The following is a 22,995-nucleotide window of genomic DNA, read 5'->3' as shown; positions in this document are numbered from 1 at the left end:
GCCCGCGCGGCGGTACGTGGGATGCTCCTGCTCGGTGGCGTCGTCGCCGTCTGGGGCGCCTACGACGCCGTCAGGCACGACACCGCGTACGCCGTCGACGAACCGGGCTCGGGCATCGTCGGGGACCTCCTCGGCGGCGCCGGGGCGATGGTCGACAGTGTCCTCTCCGGCCCGCCCGCCCCCGTGTCCGGCCGGGCGACGGTCGACCACAGCCGCGCGAGGACCGGCGCGACGCGCGAGCCGGGGCCCGTGACCGCGGGGAGAGCGGTCACCCGCGAGCCTGCCAGCGAGTCCGACCCGGCGGTGCGGGTCCCGCCCGCCGACCTGTCGGCGGCGGTGGCGCCGGTGCGTCGCCTCGTGGGCCGGTCGACCGGCGCGGGGTCGGCGGGAGCCGTCGAGGTCGTCGCGCCCGTGACGCGTCCGGTCGTGGCCGCCGCGGCTCCGGTGGTGCAGGCGGTCGCCGGCACGGGAATTCTCGAACCCGTTGACGCCGTTCTCCGGCCGGTGACCGAGCCGATCGTCCGGACACTGCATCCCGTCCTCGCCCCGGTGCTGGGGCTGACCGGGCCGATCCTCGGCCAACCGGCGGTTCCACCCGGCGACCCGGCCGACCCGCGGCCCCAGCCTGCCGGCGCGGTGCCCACCACCACTCCAGGCGACACCGGCCACGCCATCCGGATGCCCGCTGTCATCCCGACGGACCCGGCAGCTGCGCCGGCCATCCCGTCCCGGGACGTGACGGTGCCGTGTCGAAGCGGCGGCGAACGGGCCGCGGGTGCTGCTGACGTGGGTCGTGGCCCCGGGCGCGCCGAGGGGCGCGGCACGGGCGGCCTGACGACGCTCTCGTCCGGCAGCGCGACCGGTTCGGCTGCCGCAGCCGCCGGTACGCCCACGGCAGCCGACACCTCACCGCACCCGTGGACGCCGGAGCTGGCATCCCGGCGCTGCGCTTCGTCCCGGTGCGACATGTCCGCCCAGCGATCGCCCCAGCCCGGCACCAGACCTGCCTGATCGACGCCTCGGCGTCACCACGCCCGGCCACGGCTGCCCCCGAGCACGAACCGGCCGGCGACAGCGGCGCGGTCACGGCCGCACCCAGATATTCGCCGGTCCCGGGCGCCGGGGTGCTGATCCGCCGGCGGCGAACGGCAGCACCCGGCGCGCCGCGCCCCACGTACCTCCACCGCGCGGCCCTCGTGCGGCGACCCAGGACCGTCCCGCACGTCCGATCAGCTGGTTGCACGCCCGCGCTGATCGGTCACGCGACGCCGGTCCGTACCGGCACGCCCGCTCCAGGGGCGGGCGACCTCGCCCGACCACACACCCTCGCCTCGTGTGGCGGCCGGCCCGCCCTCGGGCAACAACGCCTGATCCACAGGAGATCGTCCATGGCAGCCATTCCGCCCGCGGTTCCCGCCCGCTGGTGCGACACCACCCACATTGCGGGCCTCGTCGCCGACGCCCTGCACTCCTCGGCGATCGGCGCGTGGCTCGTGCCCGACGACGACCGGCGACGCCAGGTCCTCACCGCCATCTCCGCAGTCTGGGTCGAACACGCCCTGCTCTTCGGTGAGGTCTACCTGCTCGTCGACCGCTCCGCCACCGCCGTCTGGTTCCACCGCCACCGTCCCATTCCGCCACCGGCCGGCTACCGCGAACGGCTCGCCCATGCCTGCGGGGACCACCTGGACCGCTTCCGGGCCCTGGACCGAGTCCTCAAAGCTCACCGTCCCGCCGACGCCCACAACCATCTCGCCTTCCTCGCGGTCCCGTCGGCCACCTGGCGTCACGCCCGCGCCACCGCCCTGCTCGCCCGCAGCCTCGTCCGGATGGATCGCCTCGTGCCTTCCTACGTGGAGGCCACCACTCTCGCCGAGGCTGCCCTCTACGTTCGCCACGGCTTCACCGCCTGCGATCCGTTCGTGCTCCCCGACGGCACGACGGTCCACGCACTGTGGCGTCGACCGGCGGGACGCTGCGTTGCCCCGGCGGTGCGATCGCCGACCAGCCGACCCGGATGGACCTGGGGCAGATGCGAGTAACGACATCGCGAACGGGGCAAGCCGGGACGCCCTCCTGCCGGCCGATCCTCGCGGCGCCCGGGCCGCGCCTCGATGCCGGTTCAGCAGCGAGGGCGCCCGCCCTCCCCGCGCAGCTGATCATTCCCGCTCGCCCGGCCGTCGATAGTTGATCAGGAGAGAAGGCATGGACAACGCGGTGATCTGGATACCCGCCGACATCGACCCCGTCGAGCCCGCCGTCGCGAAGTGCCTGGACTACAGCCGCCGGCGCGGTTACCGCCTGGAGGGCATCGTCCGCGGACCGTGGGAGTCCGTGCGCTGCATGGTGACGAACCGTGCGGTGGATGTGCTGATCGTCGCCGACCCGGCGGACCTGCCGTCGGCTCCGATACCACGAATTGAGGTCGCCGACGGCTAGGCAATTGGGCAGGTGCTTGACGTCGAGCAGACCCGGCGTCGCACTGCCATCGACCTCGGGATGCCCACCTTCGCCCAGATCGCCATCCGCACCACTGAGGTTGAGGAGCCGCTCCATGATTCGCCCGTTCACCGACCAACTGGTCCATCACCTCGTGGAGCAGGCGGAGGCCGATCGCATGCACAGGCCGAGGAACAGCGCTGCCGCCTGCCGCAGATCGAAGTGCGATCCGGATCACCTGTTGCTTCTTGTGCGTGCTGAAGACGGTAGAGAGGTGGTTGCCGTCGAGTGAGAGGACGAAAGACGTGGATGTGTATAAAGCTGTAGACAGCCGCCGGGCTGTGCGGGTGTTCAGCGATGAGCCGGTATCCAAAGAGATACTCGAACGAGTGCTGGTTGCAGCGACGCGGGCTCCGTCGAGTGGGAACCTCCAGCCGTGGCATGTGTATGTCGTGACCGGTGAGCCCTTGGCCGAACTGAAGAAGCGCGCGACGGCCAGGGCATTGGCGGGAGACACGGGTGATGAGCGGGAGTATCCGATGTACCCGGCCCAACTGGCCTCGCCGTATCTGGACCGCCTTTCCGCCGCGGCTGCCCAGCGGTACAAAGCGCTGGGAATCGTGCGCGACGACCCCGACAGGCCCATGAAAATCGCCGCCTTGAACTCGGAGGCGTTCGGGGCGCCGGTCGTACTGTTCTGCTACCTCGACCGGACGATGGGGCCCGGACAGTGGGGGGACGCGGGGATGTACTTGCAGACGGTCATGCTGTTGCTAAGGGCGGAAGGGTTGCACAGCTGCCCCCAGGTGATGTGGACGATGTATCGCAAGACTGTCAGCCAGATAGTCGGAGCCGATGACGGGCTCGTACTGTTCTGCGGTGTCGCGGTGGGATTCGAGAAGGAAGGCGTGCCACGGCTGCGTACCGGGCGGGCGGACATGACAGAAACAGTGAGCTTCATCGGAGTGTGACGGGGCATGTCGGTGTGGCGACGACGAACCTCCACATCAGCTGAACAAGCGCGGCCGGGGCGTCAAGAGCGGGGATGATCATCGTGACGGGCCGACGACTGCATGGCCTCGGACCGGACTCTCGCAACTCGTAGTGCAGAGAAGCTTGCGTCAGATGCTCGCTCCTCCGGCCCGAGCCGTCCCAGCGAGACCGACTGATCGAGATCCGCGACAACCCGCTCGATCGGATCGCCGAAGCTCAGCGCGGGGGCTGGCTCGGCGAGGTCGAGGGCCTGGAGATCAGCCTGGCCGGCGCCGAGGACAAGCTGGCTCAACTCGATGCCGCTCTCAAGCCCTCAGTCATCCACCTGGGCCTGCCCACCTTCGGCCAGATCGCCGGACGCTTCCGCACCTCCTGATCATCCCCTCTCAGAACCTGGCAGAGGGGCTGATCGGTTTCGCTCTCTGAGCCCAGCGAGGCGGAGCGAACCGGTAGTTCGGAGAAGGCGGTCGCGGCGTGACGGTCACCGCCGATTGCGGAGGGGACGCAGGTGAATGTAACGGTGGCCGCGATCACGCCGCCTGCGTTGGTGGCAGGGATGGAGGTCGACCAGGCAGCCGACGCGGTGGTCGGTTTCCGCGCTGGCGACATCTGGATCGGGCGGAAGCGTGGCCGGTGGCAGTCCGTGGGAGTCGGCGCCGGTCAGCCCGCGTCGAAGGGGCGTCATGGTGCTTGAGCTGTCCGCGATCGCACGCGAGCGTGTGGTGCTGGCGACCGTTGCCGATGTGATCGTGGCCGCGGCGGCCGGCAGGGGTCTGCGAGTTGCGGTGGTCTGCCCTGACTCGCAGGTCACCTTCGTCGGTCACCTGACCCGTGCGCTGCACGCCCGGGGCCGGGCCGGCCGCTGCGTAGCCTCCACACCGACTCCGGCAGGCGTCGACCGCCGGCAGTCGGCTGATCCCGTGCCGGGCCACTCGACGGTCATGGTGATCACCTGTGGGGCGTGCGCGCCGGGCCCCGACGAGGTTTGCCGCGTCACCATCCGCGTCACCACCGATGCCCCGACCGCATCGGCGACGGACGACTCCCACCGGCAGCCGAGCGACCCGCACCCGGATGCCGACCCGGACCCGGACATCGTTCTCGACTACCACGATCCGAGCGGGCCGACGATCCGCCAGATCGTGCCCCGGCTGTCGCCGCCACCTGCCCCGCGATAGCCGCTGTCGCTCCCGGTACGCCGTCGTCGCCGGCGACCACCGGCGGCGACCGACGATGGTCCGACCGAAGCTGGCCGCGTGCCGGTTGCCCTGGGGAAGTGGCTGGTGAAAGCTGACCAGATGGCCGACGCGTGGACCATGACCTTCGACAGCGCGGACCCACCGGCCCTGGCCGCCTTCTGGAAGACGGCGCTGGGCTACGTCGACGCGGCGCCCCCGTCGGGCTTCGCCGACTGGGAAGCGTTCCTCCGCCACTTCGGCGTTGCCGAGGACGAGTGGGGCGACGCCGCCTATCTTGAGGACCCGGCCGGGCGGGGACCGCGGATCTCGTTCCTCAGGGTTCCTGAGCCGAAGGTGGCCAAGAACCGGATCCACCTCGACATTCAGGCCGGCGGCGGGCGCGGGGTGCCCTGGGAGGTGCGGGCGCCGCGGGTACGGGCTGCGGTCCAGCGGCTGGTGGCAGCGGGCGCAACGGTGCTGCGTGAGGATGTTGTGGACGGCCGGCTCGACCACGTGGTGATGGCCGACCCGGAGGGCAACGAGTTCTGCGTGGTCTGATCGCCGAGCGGACCGGCCGGGCTCAATGCCTTCGTCCGCTGTTGCGTCTGGCGGCTCCTCACCGATGGCATAGCTGAACCGTTGTCGCATCCTGAGGAGATATCTCATGTCGATCGCCCGGTTACTCGCCGGCGCCGCGGTGGCCACCGCCCTCGTGGCCGTCGCCGCAACGCCCGCGCAGGCGGCTGTCAACGATCCGTTGTACGACAAGCAGTGGGGCCTGCGGCAGATCCATGCCGAACAGGCCTGGGGAGCCAGCACGGGAACCGGTGTGGTGATCGCGGTGGTGGACACCGGCGTCGACCTCAGCCACCCGGACCTGAAGTCCAAGCTCGTGCCCGGCGCCACCTTCGTCGACTGCGGGCCGGCCTCCTGCGGCAACGGCGACTGGCGAGGCCCCAACGGCACGGCCGACGCCGGCGACGAGCACGGCACCCACGTGGCGGGCATCGCGGCCGCCGCCACCGGCAACGGTCTCGGTGTCGCGGGCGTCGCCCCCGACGCGGAGGTCATGCCGATCAAGGTGCTGGAGGCGGGCAGCGGCAGCTTCGCCGACATCGCCGCGGGCATCCGCTACGCGGCCGACCACGGTGCCAAGGTGGTCAACCTCAGTCTCGGCGCGCTGCCGGGCTCCCAGGCCCTCACCCTCACCGGGCTCGAGTCCGCCGCCACCGAGGCGATCGCGTACGCGCAGGCGAAGGGCGTCGCCGTCATCGCCGCGGCCGGCAACGAGACGGCGCCCCTGTGCGACACGCCGGCCTGGGAGGCGGGCGCCCTCTGCGTCGCCGCCACCGACCGCAACGAGGTGAAGGCGTGGTACTCGAACCTGGGCGTGAAGGCTGACCTGAAGGCGGTGGCCGCCCCCGGTGGCGCCGGCCTGGTCAACTGCGATGACGACGTGTGGTCCAGCGTCCCGGTCGGCGCCGGCTCGGCGAGCTGCGGGCAGGGGGACTACGACGCCTACGCGGGCACCTCGATGGCGACGCCGTACGTGTCGGGAGTCGCGGCCCTGCTCTTCGCCCAGGGGCGCAGCCTCGACAACGTGTACTCGGTGCTGATGTCGACCGCCCGCACCCCGGTCGTCGGCCTGCGCGGCGTCTACTCGCCGCTGTACGGCTGGGGGATCATCGACGCCCAGGCCGCCGTGGCCGCGCCCCGCACCTGAACGTCGAGCGGAGCGCCCGGCCGCGGGCGGCAACGCAGCCCCAGCTCGGGAACGACATCCTGAGCTGGGGCTTCCCGCTGCGCCGGGCTGACTTCGGGCGATCTCCCGTCGCGCGACGCCCGCGCGATGACTCATCGGGTCGCTCATGGGCAGAGGAGCCGCTCCGCCAGTGGCAGCCGGAGCGGGTCCAGACAGAGGTTGATCAGAACGGGCTCCGGCGACGGTGACCCGGTGGTCGGGGCCGGACCCGTGGTCGGGTCGGTGGTCGGATCCGTGCTCCGGGGCGGCGTCGTGGTCGGGGCCGGGCCGGTGGTCGGCGCAGCAGGGGTGGTCGGGGCCGGCCCGGCGGTCGCGGTCGGGCGGGCAGCCCGAACCGTGACCGTGACCGTCGGCGCGGCGGAGGTGGCCCGGCTCGGCGTGCGCGGGCGAAGGACCCTTCCGGCTACACCCGACCCGGCACCGGTCGGCGGAGTGGGCGACTCGCCGGCCGGCGACGCGGGCGCAGAGCTGTCCGGTGTCGTCGACTCGTCGAGGCTCTTCTGGGCGGCGGCGCCGATGGTGTGCGGCGCGCCGGTGGTGGCGACGCCGGCGCCTGCGTTCGCCCGGTACGGCGGGCCGCCGCGCTCCGCGCCGAACGCGCCGACGGGCACCGTCGCGAAGGTCAACGCGACGACCGCGGCGGCGGTGGCCAGCCGGCGATCGGGACGCAGCGCGGTCAGCGGGGCGTGCTCCGGTTCGGCCGGTGGCGGTGGCGTCGGCCGCGCGCGCCGGTGGGCGTCCCGCAGGGCGTCGATCTGCGCGGCGACGGCGGCGCGTTGGCCGGCTGCGGCGGCGAAGGCGAGGGTGAGGTAGAAGCGGAAGTTCACGGTCGCGGCGGTCGGCACCAGCAGCCCGGTGAGCCGACTTCCGTCGGTGCTGTGCAGCAGGGTGATCGGGGTGTGGGGGTGGTGTGCGGGCCCCACCATGTCCGCGTACGCCCACTCCCGCCGGTACTCGCGCCCGGCGAAGGCCACCCGACGGTCGGTCACGACGGCCATGCCGGCGTCGACGACCCGCAGACCTCTGGGCAGGGTTCGGCCGGGTGCGTCGATGCTGGTGATGACGACGGTGAGCCCCGGCGTGGGTAGTCCGGAACCGTGCCGTGCCTCGGCCTCGACCAGTTCCGCGGTCGGCAGCACCCGGTAGATGACCTCGTCGTCGTCGAGGTCGACCGGCAGGCCGGTACGCGGCTGCGCGTACCCGAGGAACGTCGCGGCCTCGATCTGCAGCCGGATCAGTTGGTCGTTGCGCCGGACCCAGGCCTCGGTCTCGGCGTGGTGCGCGCGGCGTCGCCGGTCGTTCTCGCGTTCCGCCCAGGTGATGCGCCATCGGGGCAGGGTGGCCGACGGGATCGTGTCGATGGCGGGTGATGTCGCCGTCACGCCCGGTACAACCGGTCGCGTGCCGTCCAGGAAACGCGCCGCGATCGATACTTCCCTTTGTTTGGGATAAGAGAAGATTGAGCCGCGTCGGGGCTCTGGACCGACCGCAGCGGGCCCTACCCGTCGCGATGGTCCGCCTGGTGGCCACGGTGGCTCGGTGGGCGTCGTCCGGCGCGGGTCGCGTCGGAGACGGCGTTCAGGGCCAGGACCAGGGTGGCGGCGACGGCGACCAGCAGCGGCGGTACGAGGAGCAAAGCCGGCGACATGGCGGCCAGCACGAACAGCGCGACCGGCCGATCTCGGGGTACGCGCTTGAACACCTCGTATTCGAAGAGGGCACGTCCGGCCATGAACAGCGCGGGTCCGCCGAGGATGACGGCGATCCAGGCCGGTCGGGTCTGTCCGAGGGCCTGGACGATGACGAGTTGATCGCCGACGGCGGTGACGACGATGCCGGCCACCATGACCAGGTGGGCGTATGAGGCCGATCGGGCAAGGCGGTCCGGGTCGGGGACCGCGGCGATGGCCGCGGGCAACAGTTGCCCGGCGCGGTGGATGTAGATCCGCCACAGCAGCACCGTGGTCGCGAACGACACCACGACCGCCGCCGTCCGGTCGGTCGTGAAGCCGGTGCCGGTGACCGCCAGTCCGGTGAGCAGGATCAACTCGCCGAGGGCGACGATGAAGAACTGCCGGTAGCGCTCGGACAGGTGCTCGGCCACGACCGGCAGTTCCGACTCGCGCGAGCGGCCGAGCCCGGGCGTGGGGTAGTGGAGCACGAATGCGCCGTACTCCACGGCCACGGCCAGCGTCCACAGCAGGCCACGCGTCGTACCGTGCGCGAGCGCCCCCGCGATCCACGGCACCGCGGACACGCCGAACCAGAACAGCACCCGCACGGCTCTGCGCTGCAGCTCGTGGCCCCGAAGGATGAGCCGGAGGAAGATGCTGCGGCCGAGCTGGATGGCGACGTACACGACGGCGAAGACCAGGCCGGTGTCGCCGAAGGCGCCGGGCAGTGCGGCGGCCATCACCAGGCTGCCGCCCATGATCGAGATGACCAGTAGCTGTATCGGCGGCCGCTGCGGGTCGAACCTGTCGGTCACCCACGCCGTGGTGAACCAGACCCACCACGGCCAGCAGCAGCACCAGCGTCCGGAAGGCGCCGGTCCAGTCGAGGTGCTGGATCAGCCCGTGCGAGAGCTGGGTGAACGCGAGCACGAACACGAGGTCGAAGAACAACTCCAGGAACGTCGCCCGCTCGGGGTCCCCGGGTTTCCGCAGCAGCTCGGCTACCCTGCTCGTCGTCATCGGCTGGTCACCTAATCCCGAACTGCGGGGCTTATCGGCGCTCTGCGTAGATAAGCTCGGATTGACCAGAAGTGTAATTTCGGGAGCAGTCGATGTCGCATCACCTTGATACTCCGCTTGCCGCCCAGAGCGGCCAGCTCTACCTCAACGATCTTTTCGTCTTCAACGGCGAGCAGGGCACCGTTTTCGTGATGGACGTCAACAGCTCGGTCACGAGGGCCGACATCAAGCGGGGATTCCACGCCGAGGCGCGGTACGAATTCAAGATCCACATCAACGGCGGGGAGCTCGAGGAGTTGACCTACCGGGTGGCCTTCGGCGAACCGGACGGTCAGGGGAAGCAGGAGCTGACGCTGCACGCGCTCACCGGCGCGGACGCCCGGGACGACGGCGCCACCGGCACCCAGCTCGCCCGAGGGCGGACCGGCGAGGAGGTGAGCGGCCAGAACCTGCGGATGTGGGCCGGGCGGATCACCGACCCCTTCTACATCGACCTCGACCAACTCGCCACAGTCAACGACGCCTTCAAGAACGGCGCCGAACTTGACCGCTCGGCCTGGCGGCCGGAGAACGCCAAGAACAGCTTCGCCGGCACGACCGTCGACTCGATCGTCCTCGAAGTCTCCCGGGACGAGCCGATGCTGGGCGACGGCACCCGGATCGGCGTCTGGGCCGCCACCAAGCTCGCCACCGACGCCGGGGGATGGCGGCAGATCAACCGCGCCGGCCACCCCATGATGTGGCCGATCTTCTGGCCGACCGACACCGACTTCTCCAACCCCGCCAACGTCCGGCACCCCTGCGAGGACCTCAGGGCGGACGGCGAGGAGATCGCCTCGGCGGTCGCCCGGGTCGTCGCCGCGAACGGCACCGCGCCCGACCCCCAGGCGTACGGCTGGAGCGTGGCGCGGGCGGTCTACCCCGACGTGCTGACGTACCAGGTCGGCACCCCCGCCAACTACGGCTTCGCCACCCGCAACGGACGCAGCATGTCCGACAACCCGCCAGAGGTCATGTTCTCCCTCGTCCTCAACACCGGCATGACCTCCGGGCTCACCCCCGACGTCACCAAGGATGCCCGCTCGACCACCTTCCCCTACGTCGTCCCCGCCTGACATGGCCGGCAGGAGCGGCAACCCGTCGTGGCGCGCCGGCAGGTGAGATCGACGCGGTCGCCCGCGGCGAGGACGCGGGGATTCTGGTACGGCTGCTCAGGGCCCACACGGTCACGTACGTGTCGTCGGGGTTGACGTGGCGGGTGCGTACACCTCCTGCGGCAGGCGGTACGCCAGGTCGACAGCCGTCTCGACGGCCTCGTCCTCGGAGAGCCGGTGCTCGACCACGAGGCGGGCCAGATAGCCGGCGTCGATGCGCCGCGCCAGGTCGTGCCGTGCGGGGATCGACAGGAACGCCCGGGTGTCGTCGACGAAGCCGGAGGTGTTGTAGAAGCCGGCTGTCTCGGTCACCAACTCCCGGAAGCGTCGCATTCCGTCGGGGCTGTCGAGGAACCACCACGGCGCGCCGAGCCGTACCGAGGGGTAGACGCCGGCGATCGGAGCGAGCTCCCGAGAGTAGACGGACTCGTCGACGGTGAAGAGCACCAGCCGGAAGTGCGGGTCCCGGCCGAAGGCGTTGAGCATCGGCTGGAGGGCGCGGGTGAATTCGGCCGCCACCGGGATGTCGAACCCCCGATCGGAGCCGAAGGCGGCGTGGACCGCCGGATCGTGGTCGCGTAGCACTCCGGGGTGGATCTGCATGACCAGGCCGTCGTCACAGGACATCCGAGCCATCTCGAAGAGCATGTGGCTGGCGAAGGCGGCGGCCGCCGTGTCGCTCACGCTGCCCTGGCACGCCTCGGCGTAGACCCGCCTCGCCTGCGGGACCGGCAGCGGCTCGGCGGCGGCGGTGAGGTGGCCGTGATCAGTGGCGCGCGCCCCGGCCAGGGCGAAGGTCTCCCGGCGGCTGCGCAGAGCCGCGATGAATCCGTCGTAGTCCCCGGTGTCCACGCCGGAGAGCTCCTGCAGCCGCCGCACCTGCCGGATCCAGCCGGCGTGCCCGACATGGGTCAACGCGTCGGGCCGGAAGGTCGGCACCACCCGTGCGCCGAGCCCTGCCACGGCCAGCCTGGCGTGGTCCTCGAGCGTCGAGGTGGCGGAGTCCGTGGTGGAGATCAGCTCGATGTTGAAGGCGTCCAGCAGCGCCCGCGGCCGGAAACCCGGCTCGGCCAGCCGGGCGTCGATGAGGTCGTACAGCTCGTCGGCGGTGTCGGGACCGGGCGCGATGTCGATCTTCAGGACCTCGGCGATCTCGTGCTCCAGCCAGTACCGACTGGGCGTGCCGCGGAACAGGTGCCAGTGGGCGCAGAAGCGCCGCCAGATCTCCCGGGGATCGGCCTCCACCGGACCGCCGTCCACGCGGGGCACTCCGAGCTGCTCCAGCGGCACGCCCTGCGAGACCAGCATCCGCGTGACGTAGTGGTCGGGCACCACCAGCAGCTGGGCCGGGTCGGAGAAGCGCTGGTCGTCGGCGAACACGGCCGCGTCCACGTGCCCGTGCATGCACAGCAGCGACAGCTCACGGGTGGCCTGGTAGATCCGGCGGGCGACGGGTCGGACGTCCTGCCCTGCCGGCAGGGCTCGGTCGGGATGCAGACGCAGCTGTGCCACGCAACTCTCCTTTGGCGCCTCGTCGAACCGGTCCTGCAAAGGATTGCACTAGGGCCCGTCGGCTACAAGGCGAGAGGCGTTCAACGTTCCGAAACATCTACGCAACCGAGTATTGACATGTAACTGCAAACGGTTTCAGACTGACGGTTGTCGTTCACCGGCGGAGGAGGTGGGGCCGTGCGAGCAACGATCCGAGAGGTGGCTCGCGAGGCGGGCGTCTCACCGTCCACCGTGTCCCGCGCCCTGTCGATGCCCGAGATGGTCAACCCGACGACGCGTGAACGCGTACTCCGGGCAGCCCAGCGGCTGGGCTACGCGCCCAACCGCGCCGCCCGGGGTCTCATCACCGGCCGCACCGGGAACATCGGCCTGATCGTGCCGGACCTGGCCAACCCCTTCTTCCCGAGCGTCGTGAAGGGCGTGCAGGCCAGGGCGCGGGAGGCGGACTACGCCGTGTTCCTCGCCGACACGGACGAGGACCCGACGGCCGAGGTCGGACTCATCCGGGTCCTCGGCAAGCAGGTGGACGGCCTCATCCTCTGCTCTCCCCGGGCCCGGGAGGAAGAGATCCGCGACCTGTGCGAGAGCACCACCCTGGTCATGGTCAACCGCCGCTTCGGCAGCGTTCCGTCCGTCGTCTTCGACAACGTGGACGGCATGCGGCAGGCGGTCGCTCATCTCCAGGCGCTCGGCCACCGACGGGTCGCCTGGGTAGGCGGGCCGCGTACCTCCTGGTCGTCCCGAGACCGGCTCCGCGGCCTGCGCGCCGCGACCGCCGCGGCCGGCATGGAGTTGGTCGTGGCCGGTCACTTCCCGCCCCATTTCGAAGGCGGGGTCGCCGCGGCGGATCTCATCATCGCCTCCGGCGTCACGTCGGTCATCGCCTACAACGACCTGATGGCACTCGGTCTGCTCGGCCGGCTGCGCGACCGCGGCGTCCAGGTGCCCGAGGACATGAGCGTGATCGGCATCGACGACATCCAGATGTCGACCATGTCCGCGCCGGCACTCACCACGGTCTCACTCAGCAAGGCGCAGGCCGGGCGCGCCGCCGTGGACCTGCTGATCTCACTGCTGGAGCAACCCGAGGGCGTACGCAACGCCCGCCGGGAACTGCCGACCCAACTGCTCGTGCGTGCCTCGACCGGAGTCGCGCAGACCAACTGACAATCCTGGCCGGAACGCGGCCGTACCCGGCCTTCGGGCTGATCGAGGAAGGGAACGTTCATGGGCATTACCCGGCGGAGCGCCCTGATAGCCGCAGCATCGTCCATCCTCACCGTCACCGCTGCCTGCGGAGCGCCGGACAACTCCGGTGCCGGCGGCGACAGCAACGGCGAGGTGCCGCAGAAGCCGAAGAAGGCGGTGACGCTCAACGTCCTCGACGTGGCGGGCAACCTTCAGCTGACGCAGGGGATGATCGACGAGTTCGTCAAGAACAATCCCGACATCATCTCCCGGGTGACCTACTCCAAGTCCCCGGCGCCGGAACTCGCCGGCAAGATCAAGGCGCAGCAGAACGCGGGACGCGTGGACATCGGCCTGGTGCTCACCGGCGTGGACGGGCTGGCGGCCGGCATCGACCAGGGCCTGTGGATGGACGTGCTGCCCAAGTTCGAGGACCGCCTGACCGGCATGAAGGACTACCTCGAACCGGCCGCCGCGATGCAGAAGCTCGCCGGCAACGCGGGCGTGACCGTCACCTACTACCCGTCCGGGCCGCTGCTGGAGTACCTGCCGGCGAAGGTCCAGAACCCGCCGACCACCGCGGACCAGCTCCTGGCCTACGCCAAGGCGCACCCGGGCAAGGTCCAGTACGCCCGTCCGTCGAACTCGGGCCCGGGGCGGACCTTCCTGATGGGGCTGCCCTACATCCTCGGGGACAAGGATCCGAAGGACCCGGTGAACGGGTGGGACAAGACCTGGGCCTACCTCAAGGAGCTCAACCAGTACGTCTCCTACTACCCGAGCGGTACGACGGAGACGATGAAGAACCTGGCCAACGGGTCCGTGGAGGTGATCGCCTCGACGACCGGCTGGGACATCAACCCCCGCGTGCTCGGGACGGTGCCCAAGGAGGCCAAGGTCAGCTCGATGCAGGGGTTCCACTGGGTGACCGACGCGCACTACGCCGTCATCCCGAAGGGCGCCTCGACGGACACGCAGGCGGCCGTCCTGGCCCTGCTGGCTTTCATGCTGACCCCGCAGCAGCAGGCGAAGGCCTTCGACGACGGCTACTTCTACCCGGGGCCCGCCGTCAAGGGAGTCGAGCTTTCGATGGCGCCGCAGAAGAGCCAGGACGCCATCAGGAACTTCGGCCGTCCGGAGTACGACGCGCTGATCGCGAGCAACCCGACGGAGGTTCCGCTGGACGCGAAGGCGCTGGTGGCGGCGTTCGACCGGTGGGACCGCGAGATCGGCAGCGGAAAGGTCAAGCAGGGATGACCGGGACCACGCCCGGCTTCTCGCAGCTGCGGCTCGATGGTGTGTCCCGCCGCTTCGGCAGCCAGGACGCACTGGCCGGCCTGGATCTGACGATTCGGACGGGCGAGTTCATCGCGCTGCTCGGTCCCTCGGGCTGCGGCAAGTCGACCGCGCTGAACTGCCTGGCCGGGCTGCTGCCGCTGACCGCCGGCAGCATCTGGCAGGACGAGCGGCGGGTCGACACCCTGCCGCCGGAACGCCGCGGCTTCGGCATGGTCTTCCAGAACTACGCGCTGTTTCCGCACATGTCCGTACGCGCGAACGTCGCGTTCGGACTGCGGATGCGGCGGCTGCCCAGGGACGAGATCCGCCGGCGCACCGCGGAGGCCATCCGTCTCGTCCGTCTGGAGGAGCACGCCGGCAAGCTGCCGGGGCAACTCTCCGGCGGACAGCAGCAACGGGTGGCCATCGCCCGGGCCGTGGTCCTCGAGCCGTCGCTGGTGCTGATGGACGAGCCGCTGAGCAACCTCGACGCCAAACTGCGGCTCGAGATGCGTACGGAGATCCGGCGGCTGCACCAGTCGCTGGGCCTCACGACCGTCTACGTCACCCACGACCAGGAGGAAGCGCTGTCGCTGGCCGACCGCCTCGTCGTGCTGCGCGCCGGCCGCGTCCAGCAGATCGGCTCGCCGCAGACGTTGCACACCCGGCCGGCCAACTGGCACGTCGCTGACTTCATGGGCTACCGCAACCTGTGGCCGATGCGGGCGGTGTCCCCGCAGGGCGCGCTCGTGGCGGTGGAGGCCGACGGGTTCCGCCTCGTGGGCGACCCGATGGGCGACGTCGCACCGGGCGACGCCGTGATGGCCGGAGTGCGACCGGAGGACGTGCGGGTCGGCGAACCGGGTGAGGCGGCGACGAACACGATGCCGGCGGAGATCGAGGTGGTCGAGTACCAGGGCCGGGAACTGGCGGCAGAGGCGCGTACCGCTACCGGCATCCGGGTCCACCTGCGCACCGACCGGCGGGTCGCACCCGGCGACGCGGTCGCGCTGAGCATCGACCCCGAGCGGCTGCTCGTCTTCCCGAGCGACTCCGACGAGGCCCCGAGCGCCCCGCTGGCCGATCCGGCGGGCGCCAGGTTGGCGGAACCGGGGCTGGTCGGATGAGCGTCACGACCTCCCCGCACGCCACGGTTGCCACCGGCCCGCCGCGTACGCCTCGCGCCCACTGGCGGCACCGCCTCGCCGAACGCGGCGTGGACGGTCAGCTGTGGCTGCTCGCGCCGGCCGTGCTCTTCGTGGTGCTGCTGTTCCTGTATCCGTTCTTCTACGGGCTGGGCCTGTCGTTCCAGCCCACCAAGGGTGGCCCGTTCAGCGACTACGCCCGCTTCTTCGGGGACGCCTACCAGCGGGGGACCATCTGGACGACCCTCGGGCTGGCACTGCCGGCGGCCCTGCTCAACGTGCTGGCGTCGGTGCCCATCGCGTACCGGATGCGGGGGCGGTTCCGCGGCAAGCGGCTGGTCACCATCCTGCTCGTCGTACCCATCACCCTGGGCACCGTGCTGACCGCCCAGGGCCTGCTCAACTTCCTCGGCCCGACGGGCTGGTTCAACCGGGTCCTGATGGCGCTGCACCTCACCGACGAGCCGGTACGCCTCGTCCACAACTACTGGGGCGTCTTCTTCTCCCTGATCATCACGGGTTTCCCGTTCGCCTTCCTGCTCGTGCTGTCGTACCTGTCGGGCATCGACCCGACCCTGGAGCGGGCCGCGGCGACGCTCGGCGCCGGCTGGTGGCAGCGGTTCCGGACGGTCACCCTGCCCCTGCTGATGCCAGGACTGGCCACGACGTTCTGCCTGACCTTCGTCCTCGCCTTCAGCGTCTTCCCCTCGGCGGTCCTGGTCGGCAACCCGGCCGGCGAGACCAGGGTCATCTCCATCGCCGCGTACCAGGCGGCGTACGAGCAGTACGACTACCCGTACGCCTCGGCGATCGCCATGGTGATGGGCGCCATCGAGCTGGTCATCATCTCGGTGGTGCTGCTCGCGCGGACCCGCCTCTACACCGGATCCTCTGGAGGTAAGGGCTGATGGTGAGCGTCACCGGTATCCCCGGCACCGGCGTACCGGGCGTCGGCCCGGCCCGGCCACGCCGGCGACTGGTCGCCCGTCCGGCCGCCTGGCTGGTCTGGGGCGCGGTCATCTTCTTCTTCCTCAACCTCCTCGGGGTCGTCGGATCCGTGCTGGTCAGCTCGTTCGGCCGGCAGTGGTTCGACACCTGGCTCCCCGAGGGCTTCACCGCGAAGTGGTACAGCGACGCGTGGCACCAGTTCACCCTGGGCCAGGTCATCCTGGTGACCCTGGAGGTGTCGCTGCTCGTCGTCGGGCTCTCGCTGCTGATCGGCGTGCCCGCGGCATACGTGCTCGCCCGCCGCAGCTTCCCGGGCAAGCGCGCCGCCTATCTGGTCTTCCTGCTGCCGATCCTGATGCCGCCCATCACCTACGGCATTCCCCTGGCGACGGTGCTCTACAAGTTCGGACTCGCCGGCCACCTGTCCGGCGTCGTCCTGGCGAACCTGGTGCCGTCGGTCCCCTTCGTCATCCTCACGATGACGCCGTTCATCGAGCAGATCGACCCACGCATCGAGAGCGCGGCCCGGATGTGCGGAGCGGGGTTGCGGTCGATGTTCCTGCGGGTGCTGGCGCCGCTGCTGCTGCCCGGGATGCTGGCCTCCGCCATCCTCGTCCTCGTCCGGACCGTCGGCATGTTCGAGCTGACCTTCCTGACCGCCGGTCCCGATTCGCAGACCCTGGTCGTCGCCCTCTACTACTCGATGTCGGCCGCGGGCATCCGGGCGCAGCAGTCGGTGGACGCCATGGCCGTGATCTACACGTCGATGATGCTCGTGCTGCTCGTCATCGCCCTGCGCTATGTCAACCCGACCCAGCTCGTCGCCCGGGTGAAAGAGGAGCCGGAGCCGTGACCTGGGCGCGTGCCACCCTGCACGGGCAGCGCGTGCTACCGGTGCTGCGGCTGCCGTCGGCGAGGGAGGCCACGGCAGCCGCGGCGGCGATGTTCGCGCAGGGGCTACGAGTGGTCGAGCTGACCGCCACGACCCCGGACTGGGCACTGGCGTTGCGGGACGCCCGCCGCGAGGCGCCCGAGGGCGCGTTGCTCGGACTGGGCACCGTCACGAACGACACGATCGCGCGGCAGGCGGTCCAGGCGGGCGCGCAGTTCCTGGTCAGCCCGTGGCCGGCACCCGACGTGCGGCAGGTCGCGCAGAGCAGCGGTCTGCCCTTCCTGGAGGGCGCGTTCACCCCGGGCGAGGTGGCGGCCGCAGCGGGTCGCGGGGCGGTGAAGGTGTTCCCGGCCCACGTGGGTGGCCCCGCCTATCTGACAAGTCTGCTGCAGCTGATGCCCGGCGCAGATCTCGTGCCCACCGGCGGAATCGCCCTGGACGCGGTGCCGGACTGGCTGCGCGCCGGTGCCTGCGCCGTGGGCGTGGGCAGCGACCTGCTGCGGCCGGGCGCCGCGGACCGGCTGGCCGAGCTGCTCGCCGCGGCCGACGACCGGAAGGAGGAAGCGTGAAGATCGCTGATGCCCGGGTCATCGTCACCTGTCCCGGACGCAACTTCGTCACCTTGAAGATCGTCACCGACGAGGGGGTCACCGGAGTCGGCGACGCCACCCTCAACGGCCGCGAGCTGGCCGTGGCGTCGTATCTGCGCGACCACGTCGTACCGCTGCTGATCGGCCGCGACCCGGCCCGCATCGAGGACACCTGGCAGTACCTGTACCAGGGGGCGTACTGGCGCCGCGGGCCGGTCACGATGAGCGCGATCGCCGCGGTCGACACCGCGCTGTGGGACATCAAGGGCAAGGTGGCGGGCCTGCCGGTCTACCAGATGCTCGGCGGCCGGTCCCGCGAGGGCGTGACGGTGTACGGCCACGCCAACGGTGAGACGGTCGACCAGGTGCTGACCGAGGTGGCGCGCTTCGTCGACCTCGGCTACCGCGCGGTGCGCGTGCAATGCGGTGTGCCGGGCCTGGCCAAGACCTACGGCGTCAGCGGCGACAAGATGTTCTACGAGCCGGCCGACGCCGCACTGCCCAGCGAGGCCACCTGGTCGACCGAGCGATACCTGGCGCACGTGCCCGCCGTGTTCGCCCGGGTCCGCGACGAGTTCGGGCCCCACCTGCGGCTCCTGCACGACGTGCACCACCGGTTGACGCCCATCGAGGCCGCCCGGCTCGGGCGCAGCCTGGAACCGTACGCGCTGACCTGGATGGAGGATCCCGTCCCGGCCGACCTGCAGGAGGGCTTCCGGCTCATCCGACAGCACACCACCACACCGGTGGCGGTGGGAGAGGTGTTCAACACCGTCTGGGACGCGAGCCAGCTCATCCGGGAGCAGCTCATCGACTACATCCGTACCACCGTCGTGCACGCCGGTGGCATCACCCACCTGCGCCGCATCTTCGACTTCGCCGCCCTGCACCACGTTCGCAGCGGCTCGCACGGGGCCACCGACCTGTCCCCGGTCTGCATGGCCGCCGCCCTGCAACTCGACATCGCGATCCCGAACTTCGGACTGCAGGAGTACATGCGGCACACCGACCAGACCGACCAGGTCTTCCCGCACGACTACCACTTCGAGGGCGGCTACCTGCACCCGTCGGAGGCGCCCGGCCTCGGCGTGGACATCGACGAGGAGGCCGCCGCCCGGTACCCCTACTCGCCCGCGTACCTGCCGGTGAACCGGCTCGAGGACGGCACGGTGCATCCATGGTGACGGGCTTGCCCGGCCAGGCCCCGGACGTACTGGTCATCGGCGAGGTTCTCGTCGAGCTGACCGCGCTCGAGCCGCTGCGCGACGGGACGCAACTGCGGCTGGGCTTCTCCGGCGACGCCCTCAACGCCGCTGCCGCGGCGGCCGCCGCGGGTGCCCACACCTGCCTGCTGGCGCGGGTTCCCGACGACGAGTTGGGCGACCAACTGGTGGCCCGGGTGGCGGCACTCGGGGTGGACACGTCGCTGCTGGTGCGGACCGCGGGCCAGCACGGTCTCTACCTCCAGCACGCCGACCCGGAGGGGCAGCGCGAGTTCGTCTACGTCCGGCGCGGGAGCGCGGGGTCCAGCCTGACCGACAGCGATGTGCCCGAGGCGGCGGCTCGGGCCGGGGTGGTCCTCGCCAGCGGCGTGGCCTGCGCCATCTCGGCGTCGGCCCGGTCGGCCGTGCACGTCGCCGCACGCGCTGCCCGCTGCTTCATCTACGACCCGAACTGGCGTCCCCGACTCGTCGACGCGGCCACCGCCGGCAGCCACCTACGGACGCTCGCACCGTACGCGCGGTTGGTCACCCCGGCATGGCCCCGAGAGGCCGGCGCGCTGCTCGGCGCTACGCCCGCGGGACCAGCCGAGGCCTGCGCCGCGCTGCGTGCTCTCGGGGCCGGGGCGGTCGCCCTCACCCAGGGCAGCAGGGGAGTGCTGCTCGACGACGGCGGCGACCTGACTGCGGTTCCCGCCTACCCGGTCGATCACGTCGCCGACCAGACCGGCGCGGGCGACGTGCTGACCGGCCCGGTGGCGGCCCGGTTGGCCCTCGGCGACGACCTGTGCGCCGCGGTGCGGCTCGGCGCGGCCGCGGCGGCGCTGTCCCTGCGGGGGCACGGCGGCACCGGCTACCTGGCCGGCCTGGACGAGTCGCGCCGGCTGGTCGCCCGTACATCCGGTCTGGAGGTGTCGACGTGAGCCTGGTGGTGCTGAACCACGACGACGACGTGGCCGTGGCGACGTCGGCGATGCCCGCCGGCGCCTCCGTGCCGGCGGGCGGCGCGGGACCCGTCGTCCTGCGCGACGACATACCCCCCGGACACAAGGTCGCCCTGCGCGACCTGCCGGCCGACGCGGTGGTACGCAAGTACGGCCAGGTGATCGGGCGGACCCTCGCCCCCGTACGCGCCGGCGAGCACGTGCACGTACACAACCTGGGAATGCCGCAGGACGCCGCCGTACGGGACGGGGGTGGCTCGGCGAAGCCCGCGCCGCAGGTGCCCGCCGACCTCCGGCGTACCTTCCACGGCTACCGCCGTCCGGACGGCCGGGTCGCCACGCGCAACTACGTCGGCGTCCTCACCACGGTCAACTGCTCGGCGACGGTCGCCCGCAAGGTCGCCCGGGTCACCGAGGACGACGCGGAGGGCGTCGACGGCGTCGACGGGGTGGTCGCCCTGACCCACGGCACCGGCTGTGGCATGGCCGACCGGGGCGAGGGGTGGGAGTTGCTGCGCCGCACCCTCGCCGGCTACTCCCGCCACCCGAACATCGGCGGGCTGGTGGTGATCGGGCTCGGCTGCGAGGTCAACGCCGTGGCCGGATTCATGGCGGAGCTCGGCGTCGCCGAGCACCTACCGGTCTCCGCGTACACGATCCAGGACATGGGCGGCACGGCGGCCGCCGTGGGTCACGGCGTCGAGCTGGTCCGCGCCATGGTGCGCGAGCTCGCCGGGACGGAACGCCGCGAGGTCGGCGTGGAGGAGCTCGTCCTCGGCCTGCAGTGTGGCGGCTCCGACGGGTGGTCGGGTCTGACCGCCAACCCCGCCCTGGGCGTCGCCTCCGACCTGCTCGTCGCCGCCGGAGCGACCTCGGTGCTCGGCGAGACCCCCGAGGTGTACGGCGCGGAGCACCTGCTCGCCGACCGGGCGACCAGCGCCGACGTCGCCGGGGCGCTGATGGAGCGGATCCGCTGGTGGGAGGAGTACACGCGGCGGCAGGGCACGACGCTCGACGCGAACCCCTCGCCGGGCAACAAGGAGGGCGGCATCACCACCATCCTCGAGAAGTCGCTGGGCGCGGTCGCCAAGGCGGGCCACAGCCCGCTGGCGGCGGTGCGGCACTACGCCGAGCAGATCCCCCGTCCGGGACTGGTCTTCATGGACACCCCCGGCTACGACCCCGTGTCGGTGACCGGAATGGTCGCGGGCGGCGCGAACCTGATCTGCTTCACCACCGGCCGCGGCTCGGTCTTCGGCAGCCGCCCGGTCCCGACGGTCAAGCTCGCCAGCAACGGCGAGCTGGCCCGGCGAATGGCCGGCGACATCGACTTGGACTGTTCGCCCGTCGTCGAGCGGAATCTCCCCGTCGAGGAGATGGGAAGGCGGGTCTACGACCTGCTGCTCGACGTCGCGTCCGGCCGGCGCACCGCCAGCGAGGAGATGGGCCTCGGTGGCGAGGAGATCGTGCCGTGGCAGCTCGGGGCAGTGCTGTGAGTGACGGGGCCGTGGGCCAGCGGCTCGACCTGCGGACGCTGGAACAGCAACTGCGCCGGACCGGGTCGGGCGGGCGGTGGACGCCGCCGCCGGTCGACCCGCGGTCGCTGCGGGTGGGGATCGTGCACCTCGGGATCGGCGCCTTCCACCGGGCCCACCAGGTGGTCTTCACCGAGTTGGCCGCGGCGGCGGCCGGCCACGACGACTGGGGCGTCGCCGGCGTGACCCAGCGGTCGGCGTCGGTGCGTGACCAACTGATTCCGCAGGACGGTCTGTACTCCGTGCTGGAACGCGGGCCCGGCGCGGCGCCGCTGCGGGTGCTCGGCAGCGTCCGGGAGGTGCTCTTCGGCGCGGCCGAGCCGGCCGCCGTCGTGGATCGGATCGCCGACCCGGCGGTACGGGTGGTCACCCTGACCGTGACGGAGAAGGGCTACCGCCGTGACGGGGCCGGCCGGTTGGACCTGTCCGACCCGCAGGTCCTGGCCGACGTCGCCGGCCAGCCGCCCCGGACCGTGGTCGGCCAGCTCGTGCGGGGCCTGCAGCGCCGGTGGGAGCGGGGCGCCGGACCGGTCACGGTGCTCTCCTGCGACAACCTGGTCGGCAACGGTCACGTCCTGCGGGGACTGGTGCACGACTTCCTGGACGCGCTGCCGTCGTCCGGGCTCGGCGGTCTCGCCGACTGGATCGGGACGTCGGTGCGCTTTCCGTGCTGCATGGTCGACCGCATCGTGCCGGCCACGACGGCTGCGGACCGCGCCGACGCCCGAAGGGTGCTGGGGCTGGCGGACCATGGCGTCGTCGTGGCCGAGCCGTTCGGCCAGTGGGTCATCGAGGACGACTTCGCCGCCGCCCGGCCCGCCTGGGAGCTCGCCGGCGCGGTGACGACCAAGGACGTCGCCGCCTGGGAGGCGGTGAAGCTGCGGATGCTCAACGCCACCCACTCGCTGCTGGCCTACCTGGGCGCCCTGGGCGGGTACGACACGATCGCGGCGGCGCTCTCCGACGACCAGCTGGCGGCGGCCGCCGAGGCACTCATGGTCGAGGACGTGGCACCGACGCTGCGGGTGCCCGACGGCCTGGACCTGACCGACTACCGGCGGGGGGTGCTGCGGCGCTTCGCCAACCCCGCGTTGCGGCACCGCACCGTCCAGGTCGCGATGGACGGATCCCAAAAGCTGCCGGTCCGGCTGCTCGGCACCGTCCGGGACCGGCTGGCCGCCGGCGCCGTTCCGCAGCACGCCGCGCTCGCCGTCGCGGCGTGGATGACGTACGTGGCCCGGGGCCGGGACGTCCACGGCCGCGACCTCCCGCTGGACGACCCGCTGGCAGACCGGTTGCGCGCCGCCGCGGCCGCCGACGCGGGCGATCCGCCACGGCTGGTCGACTCGCTGCTGCGCGTCGAGGAGATCTTCGGCGCGGACCTTCCCGAGCACGACGGATTCCGGGCGGCCCTGACGGACCACGTGGCCCGGCTCACCGCCAACGGATGAGCCGGACGCGTCCACCCCGGCAGCCCGTCGACCGCCCGGCTCATCGGTGGCGGATGAGCCGGGCGGTCGACGG

At 71.6% G+C, this 22,995-nt stretch carries 20 protein-coding genes and 1 pseudogene; 18 read left to right on the top strand and 3 right to left on the bottom strand.

The annotated features are described in order from the left end of the window. Window positions 1–21 precede the first annotated feature (21 nt). The 7 genes from DKT69_RS24515 (at window position 22) to DKT69_RS24480 (ending at window position 6,333) form a co-directional block, all read left to right on the top strand. Complete coding sequence (locus tag DKT69_RS24515; protein ID WP_109803849.1) at window positions 22–1,011, top strand: hypothetical protein; 990 nt, start codon at window positions 22–24, stop codon at window positions 1,009–1,011. 377 nt (window positions 1,012–1,388) lie between these two features. Then, a complete protein-coding gene (locus tag DKT69_RS24510) occupies window positions 1,389–2,042 on the top strand; it encodes a hypothetical protein (RefSeq protein WP_109803848.1) in 654 nt (217 codons plus the stop codon). A 163-nt stretch (window positions 2,043–2,205) separates the two neighbouring features. Continuing rightward, a complete protein-coding gene (locus DKT69_RS24505) occupies window positions 2,206–2,439 on the top strand; it encodes a hypothetical protein (protein ID WP_109803847.1) in 234 nt (77 codons plus the stop codon). Window positions 2,440–2,693: 254 nt separating this feature from the next. Next, the gene (locus DKT69_RS24500; protein WP_201749834.1) at window positions 2,694–3,410 is read left to right on the top strand and encodes a nitroreductase family protein; all 717 of its coding nucleotides are present in this window, start codon (window positions 2,694–2,696) and stop codon (window positions 3,408–3,410) included. A 705-nt stretch (window positions 3,411–4,115) separates the two neighbouring features. Further along, window positions 4,116–4,610 carry a hypothetical protein gene (locus DKT69_RS24490; RefSeq protein ID WP_109803845.1) on the top strand — a complete coding sequence of 165 codons (495 nt, stop codon included), beginning with the start codon at window positions 4,116–4,118 and terminating at the stop codon, window positions 4,608–4,610. A gap of 105 nt (window positions 4,611–4,715) precedes the next feature. Beyond that, a complete protein-coding gene (locus tag DKT69_RS24485; RefSeq protein WP_236648204.1) occupies window positions 4,716–5,168 on the top strand; it encodes a VOC family protein in 453 nt (150 codons plus the stop codon). Window positions 5,169–5,274: 106 nt separating this feature from the next. Continuing rightward, entirely contained in the window at window positions 5,275–6,333 is a 1,059-nt protein-coding gene (locus DKT69_RS24480) for a S8 family peptidase (protein ID WP_109803844.1), read from the top strand. A gap of 143 nt (window positions 6,334–6,476) precedes the next feature. Here DKT69_RS24480 and DKT69_RS24475 read toward each other — a convergent pair whose 3' ends face one another. Then, window positions 6,477–7,754, bottom strand: a complete 1,278-nt coding sequence (locus tag DKT69_RS24475) for a hypothetical protein (protein ID WP_109803843.1) — start codon at window positions 7,752–7,754, stop codon at window positions 6,477–6,479. Window positions 7,755–7,870: 116 nt separating this feature from the next. Next, a pseudogene (locus DKT69_RS24470) lies at window positions 7,871–9,065 on the bottom strand (low temperature requirement protein A). A 92-nt stretch (window positions 9,066–9,157) separates the two neighbouring features. Between DKT69_RS24470 and DKT69_RS24465 the strand changes: the two are divergent. After that, window positions 9,158–10,180, top strand: a complete 1,023-nt coding sequence (locus tag DKT69_RS24465; RefSeq protein ID WP_109803842.1) for a DUF4331 family protein — start codon at window positions 9,158–9,160, stop codon at window positions 10,178–10,180. A 111-nt stretch (window positions 10,181–10,291) separates the two neighbouring features. On the opposite strand, the gene uxaC is transcribed toward DKT69_RS24465, so the two are convergent. Further along, on the bottom strand, window positions 10,292–11,731 hold the full coding sequence (gene uxaC, locus DKT69_RS24460) for a glucuronate isomerase (RefSeq protein ID WP_109803841.1): 1,440 nt from the start codon (window positions 11,729–11,731) through the stop codon (window positions 10,292–10,294). 177 nt (window positions 11,732–11,908) lie between these two features. Here uxaC and DKT69_RS24455 point away from each other — a divergent pair, with 177 nt between their 5' ends. Genes DKT69_RS24455 through DKT69_RS24410 form a run of 10 tightly spaced genes read left to right on the top strand, consistent with a single transcriptional unit; the run spans window position 11,909 to window position 22,922 of the window. Continuing rightward, a complete protein-coding gene (locus tag DKT69_RS24455) occupies window positions 11,909–12,898 on the top strand; it encodes a LacI family DNA-binding transcriptional regulator (RefSeq protein ID WP_109803840.1) in 990 nt (329 codons plus the stop codon). Between the two features lie 60 nt (window positions 12,899–12,958). Next, window positions 12,959–14,176 (top strand): ABC transporter substrate-binding protein, encoded by a 1,218-nt coding sequence (locus DKT69_RS24450; RefSeq protein ID WP_109803839.1) that lies wholly within the window; start codon window positions 12,959–12,961, stop codon window positions 14,174–14,176. Then, window positions 14,173–15,324 carry an ABC transporter ATP-binding protein gene (locus DKT69_RS24445; protein WP_109803838.1) on the top strand — a complete coding sequence of 384 codons (1,152 nt, stop codon included), beginning with the start codon at window positions 14,173–14,175 and terminating at the stop codon, window positions 15,322–15,324. Before DKT69_RS24450 ends, DKT69_RS24445 begins: the two co-directional genes overlap by 4 nt. Further along, window positions 15,321–16,250 (top strand): ABC transporter permease, encoded by a 930-nt coding sequence (locus DKT69_RS24440; RefSeq protein WP_109803837.1) that lies wholly within the window; start codon window positions 15,321–15,323, stop codon window positions 16,248–16,250. Before DKT69_RS24445 ends, DKT69_RS24440 begins: the two co-directional genes overlap by 4 nt. Next, window positions 16,250–17,143 (top strand): ABC transporter permease, encoded by an 894-nt coding sequence (locus tag DKT69_RS24435; RefSeq protein ID WP_109803836.1) that lies wholly within the window; start codon window positions 16,250–16,252, stop codon window positions 17,141–17,143. Before DKT69_RS24440 ends, DKT69_RS24435 begins: the two co-directional genes overlap by 1 nt. After that, entirely contained in the window at window positions 17,140–17,751 is a 612-nt protein-coding gene (locus DKT69_RS24430) for a bifunctional 4-hydroxy-2-oxoglutarate aldolase/2-dehydro-3-deoxy-phosphogluconate aldolase (RefSeq protein ID WP_201749833.1), read from the top strand. The genes DKT69_RS24435 and DKT69_RS24430 overlap by 4 nt, the downstream gene beginning before the upstream one ends. Further along, window positions 17,748–18,956: a D-mannonate dehydratase ManD gene (gene manD, locus DKT69_RS24425; protein WP_109803835.1), complete on the top strand. Its 1,209-nt coding sequence runs from the start codon at window positions 17,748–17,750 to the stop codon at window positions 18,954–18,956. Before DKT69_RS24430 ends, manD begins: the two co-directional genes overlap by 4 nt. Next, a complete protein-coding gene (locus DKT69_RS24420; RefSeq protein WP_109803834.1) occupies window positions 18,950–19,915 on the top strand; it encodes a PfkB family carbohydrate kinase in 966 nt (321 codons plus the stop codon). The genes manD and DKT69_RS24420 overlap by 7 nt, the downstream gene beginning before the upstream one ends. Continuing rightward, the gene (locus DKT69_RS24415) at window positions 19,912–21,432 is read left to right on the top strand and encodes a UxaA family hydrolase (RefSeq protein WP_236648203.1); all 1,521 of its coding nucleotides are present in this window, start codon (window positions 19,912–19,914) and stop codon (window positions 21,430–21,432) included. The genes DKT69_RS24420 and DKT69_RS24415 overlap by 4 nt, the downstream gene beginning before the upstream one ends. Further along, window positions 21,429–22,922, top strand: a complete 1,494-nt coding sequence (locus DKT69_RS24410) for a mannitol dehydrogenase family protein (RefSeq protein WP_236648202.1) — start codon at window positions 21,429–21,431, stop codon at window positions 22,920–22,922. Before DKT69_RS24415 ends, DKT69_RS24410 begins: the two co-directional genes overlap by 4 nt. The last annotated feature ends 73 nt before the right edge of the window (window positions 22,923–22,995 follow it).

It is taken from the genome of Micromonospora sicca, from assembly GCF_003172935.1.
Classification (GTDB): Bacteria; Actinomycetota; Actinomycetes; order Mycobacteriales; family Micromonosporaceae; genus Micromonospora; species Micromonospora sicca.
The sequence above is the reverse complement of the archived record's forward strand: the minus strand, read 5'-3'. Positions and strand labels throughout refer to the sequence as shown.

Bases quoted from the DNA above. Each gene is read 5' to 3' on its own strand.
- DKT69_RS24450 (WP_109803839.1), top strand. From the start codon at position 12,959: ATGGGCATTACCCGGCGGAGCGCCCTGATAGCCGCAGCATCGTCCATC.
- DKT69_RS24465 (WP_109803842.1), top strand. From the start codon at position 9,158: ATGTCGCATCACCTTGATACTCCGCTTGCCGCCCAGAGCGGCCAGCTC.
- DKT69_RS24510 (WP_109803848.1), top strand. From the start codon at position 1,389: ATGGCAGCCATTCCGCCCGCGGTTCCCGCCCGCTGGTGCGACACCACC.
- DKT69_RS24445 (WP_109803838.1), top strand. From the start codon at position 14,173: ATGACCGGGACCACGCCCGGCTTCTCGCAGCTGCGGCTCGATGGTGTG.
- DKT69_RS24490 (WP_109803845.1), top strand. From the start codon at position 4,116: ATGGTGCTTGAGCTGTCCGCGATCGCACGCGAGCGTGTGGTGCTGGCG.
- DKT69_RS24440 (WP_109803837.1), top strand. From the start codon at position 15,321: ATGAGCGTCACGACCTCCCCGCACGCCACGGTTGCCACCGGCCCGCCG.
- DKT69_RS24515 (WP_109803849.1), top strand. From the start codon at position 22: ATGCTCCTGCTCGGTGGCGTCGTCGCCGTCTGGGGCGCCTACGACGCC.
- DKT69_RS24435 (WP_109803836.1), top strand. From the start codon at position 16,250: ATGGTGAGCGTCACCGGTATCCCCGGCACCGGCGTACCGGGCGTCGGC.
- DKT69_RS24480 (WP_109803844.1), top strand. From the start codon at position 5,275: ATGTCGATCGCCCGGTTACTCGCCGGCGCCGCGGTGGCCACCGCCCTC.
- DKT69_RS24420 (WP_109803834.1), top strand. From the start codon at position 18,950: ATGGTGACGGGCTTGCCCGGCCAGGCCCCGGACGTACTGGTCATCGGC.
- DKT69_RS24505 (WP_109803847.1), top strand. From the start codon at position 2,206: ATGGACAACGCGGTGATCTGGATACCCGCCGACATCGACCCCGTCGAG.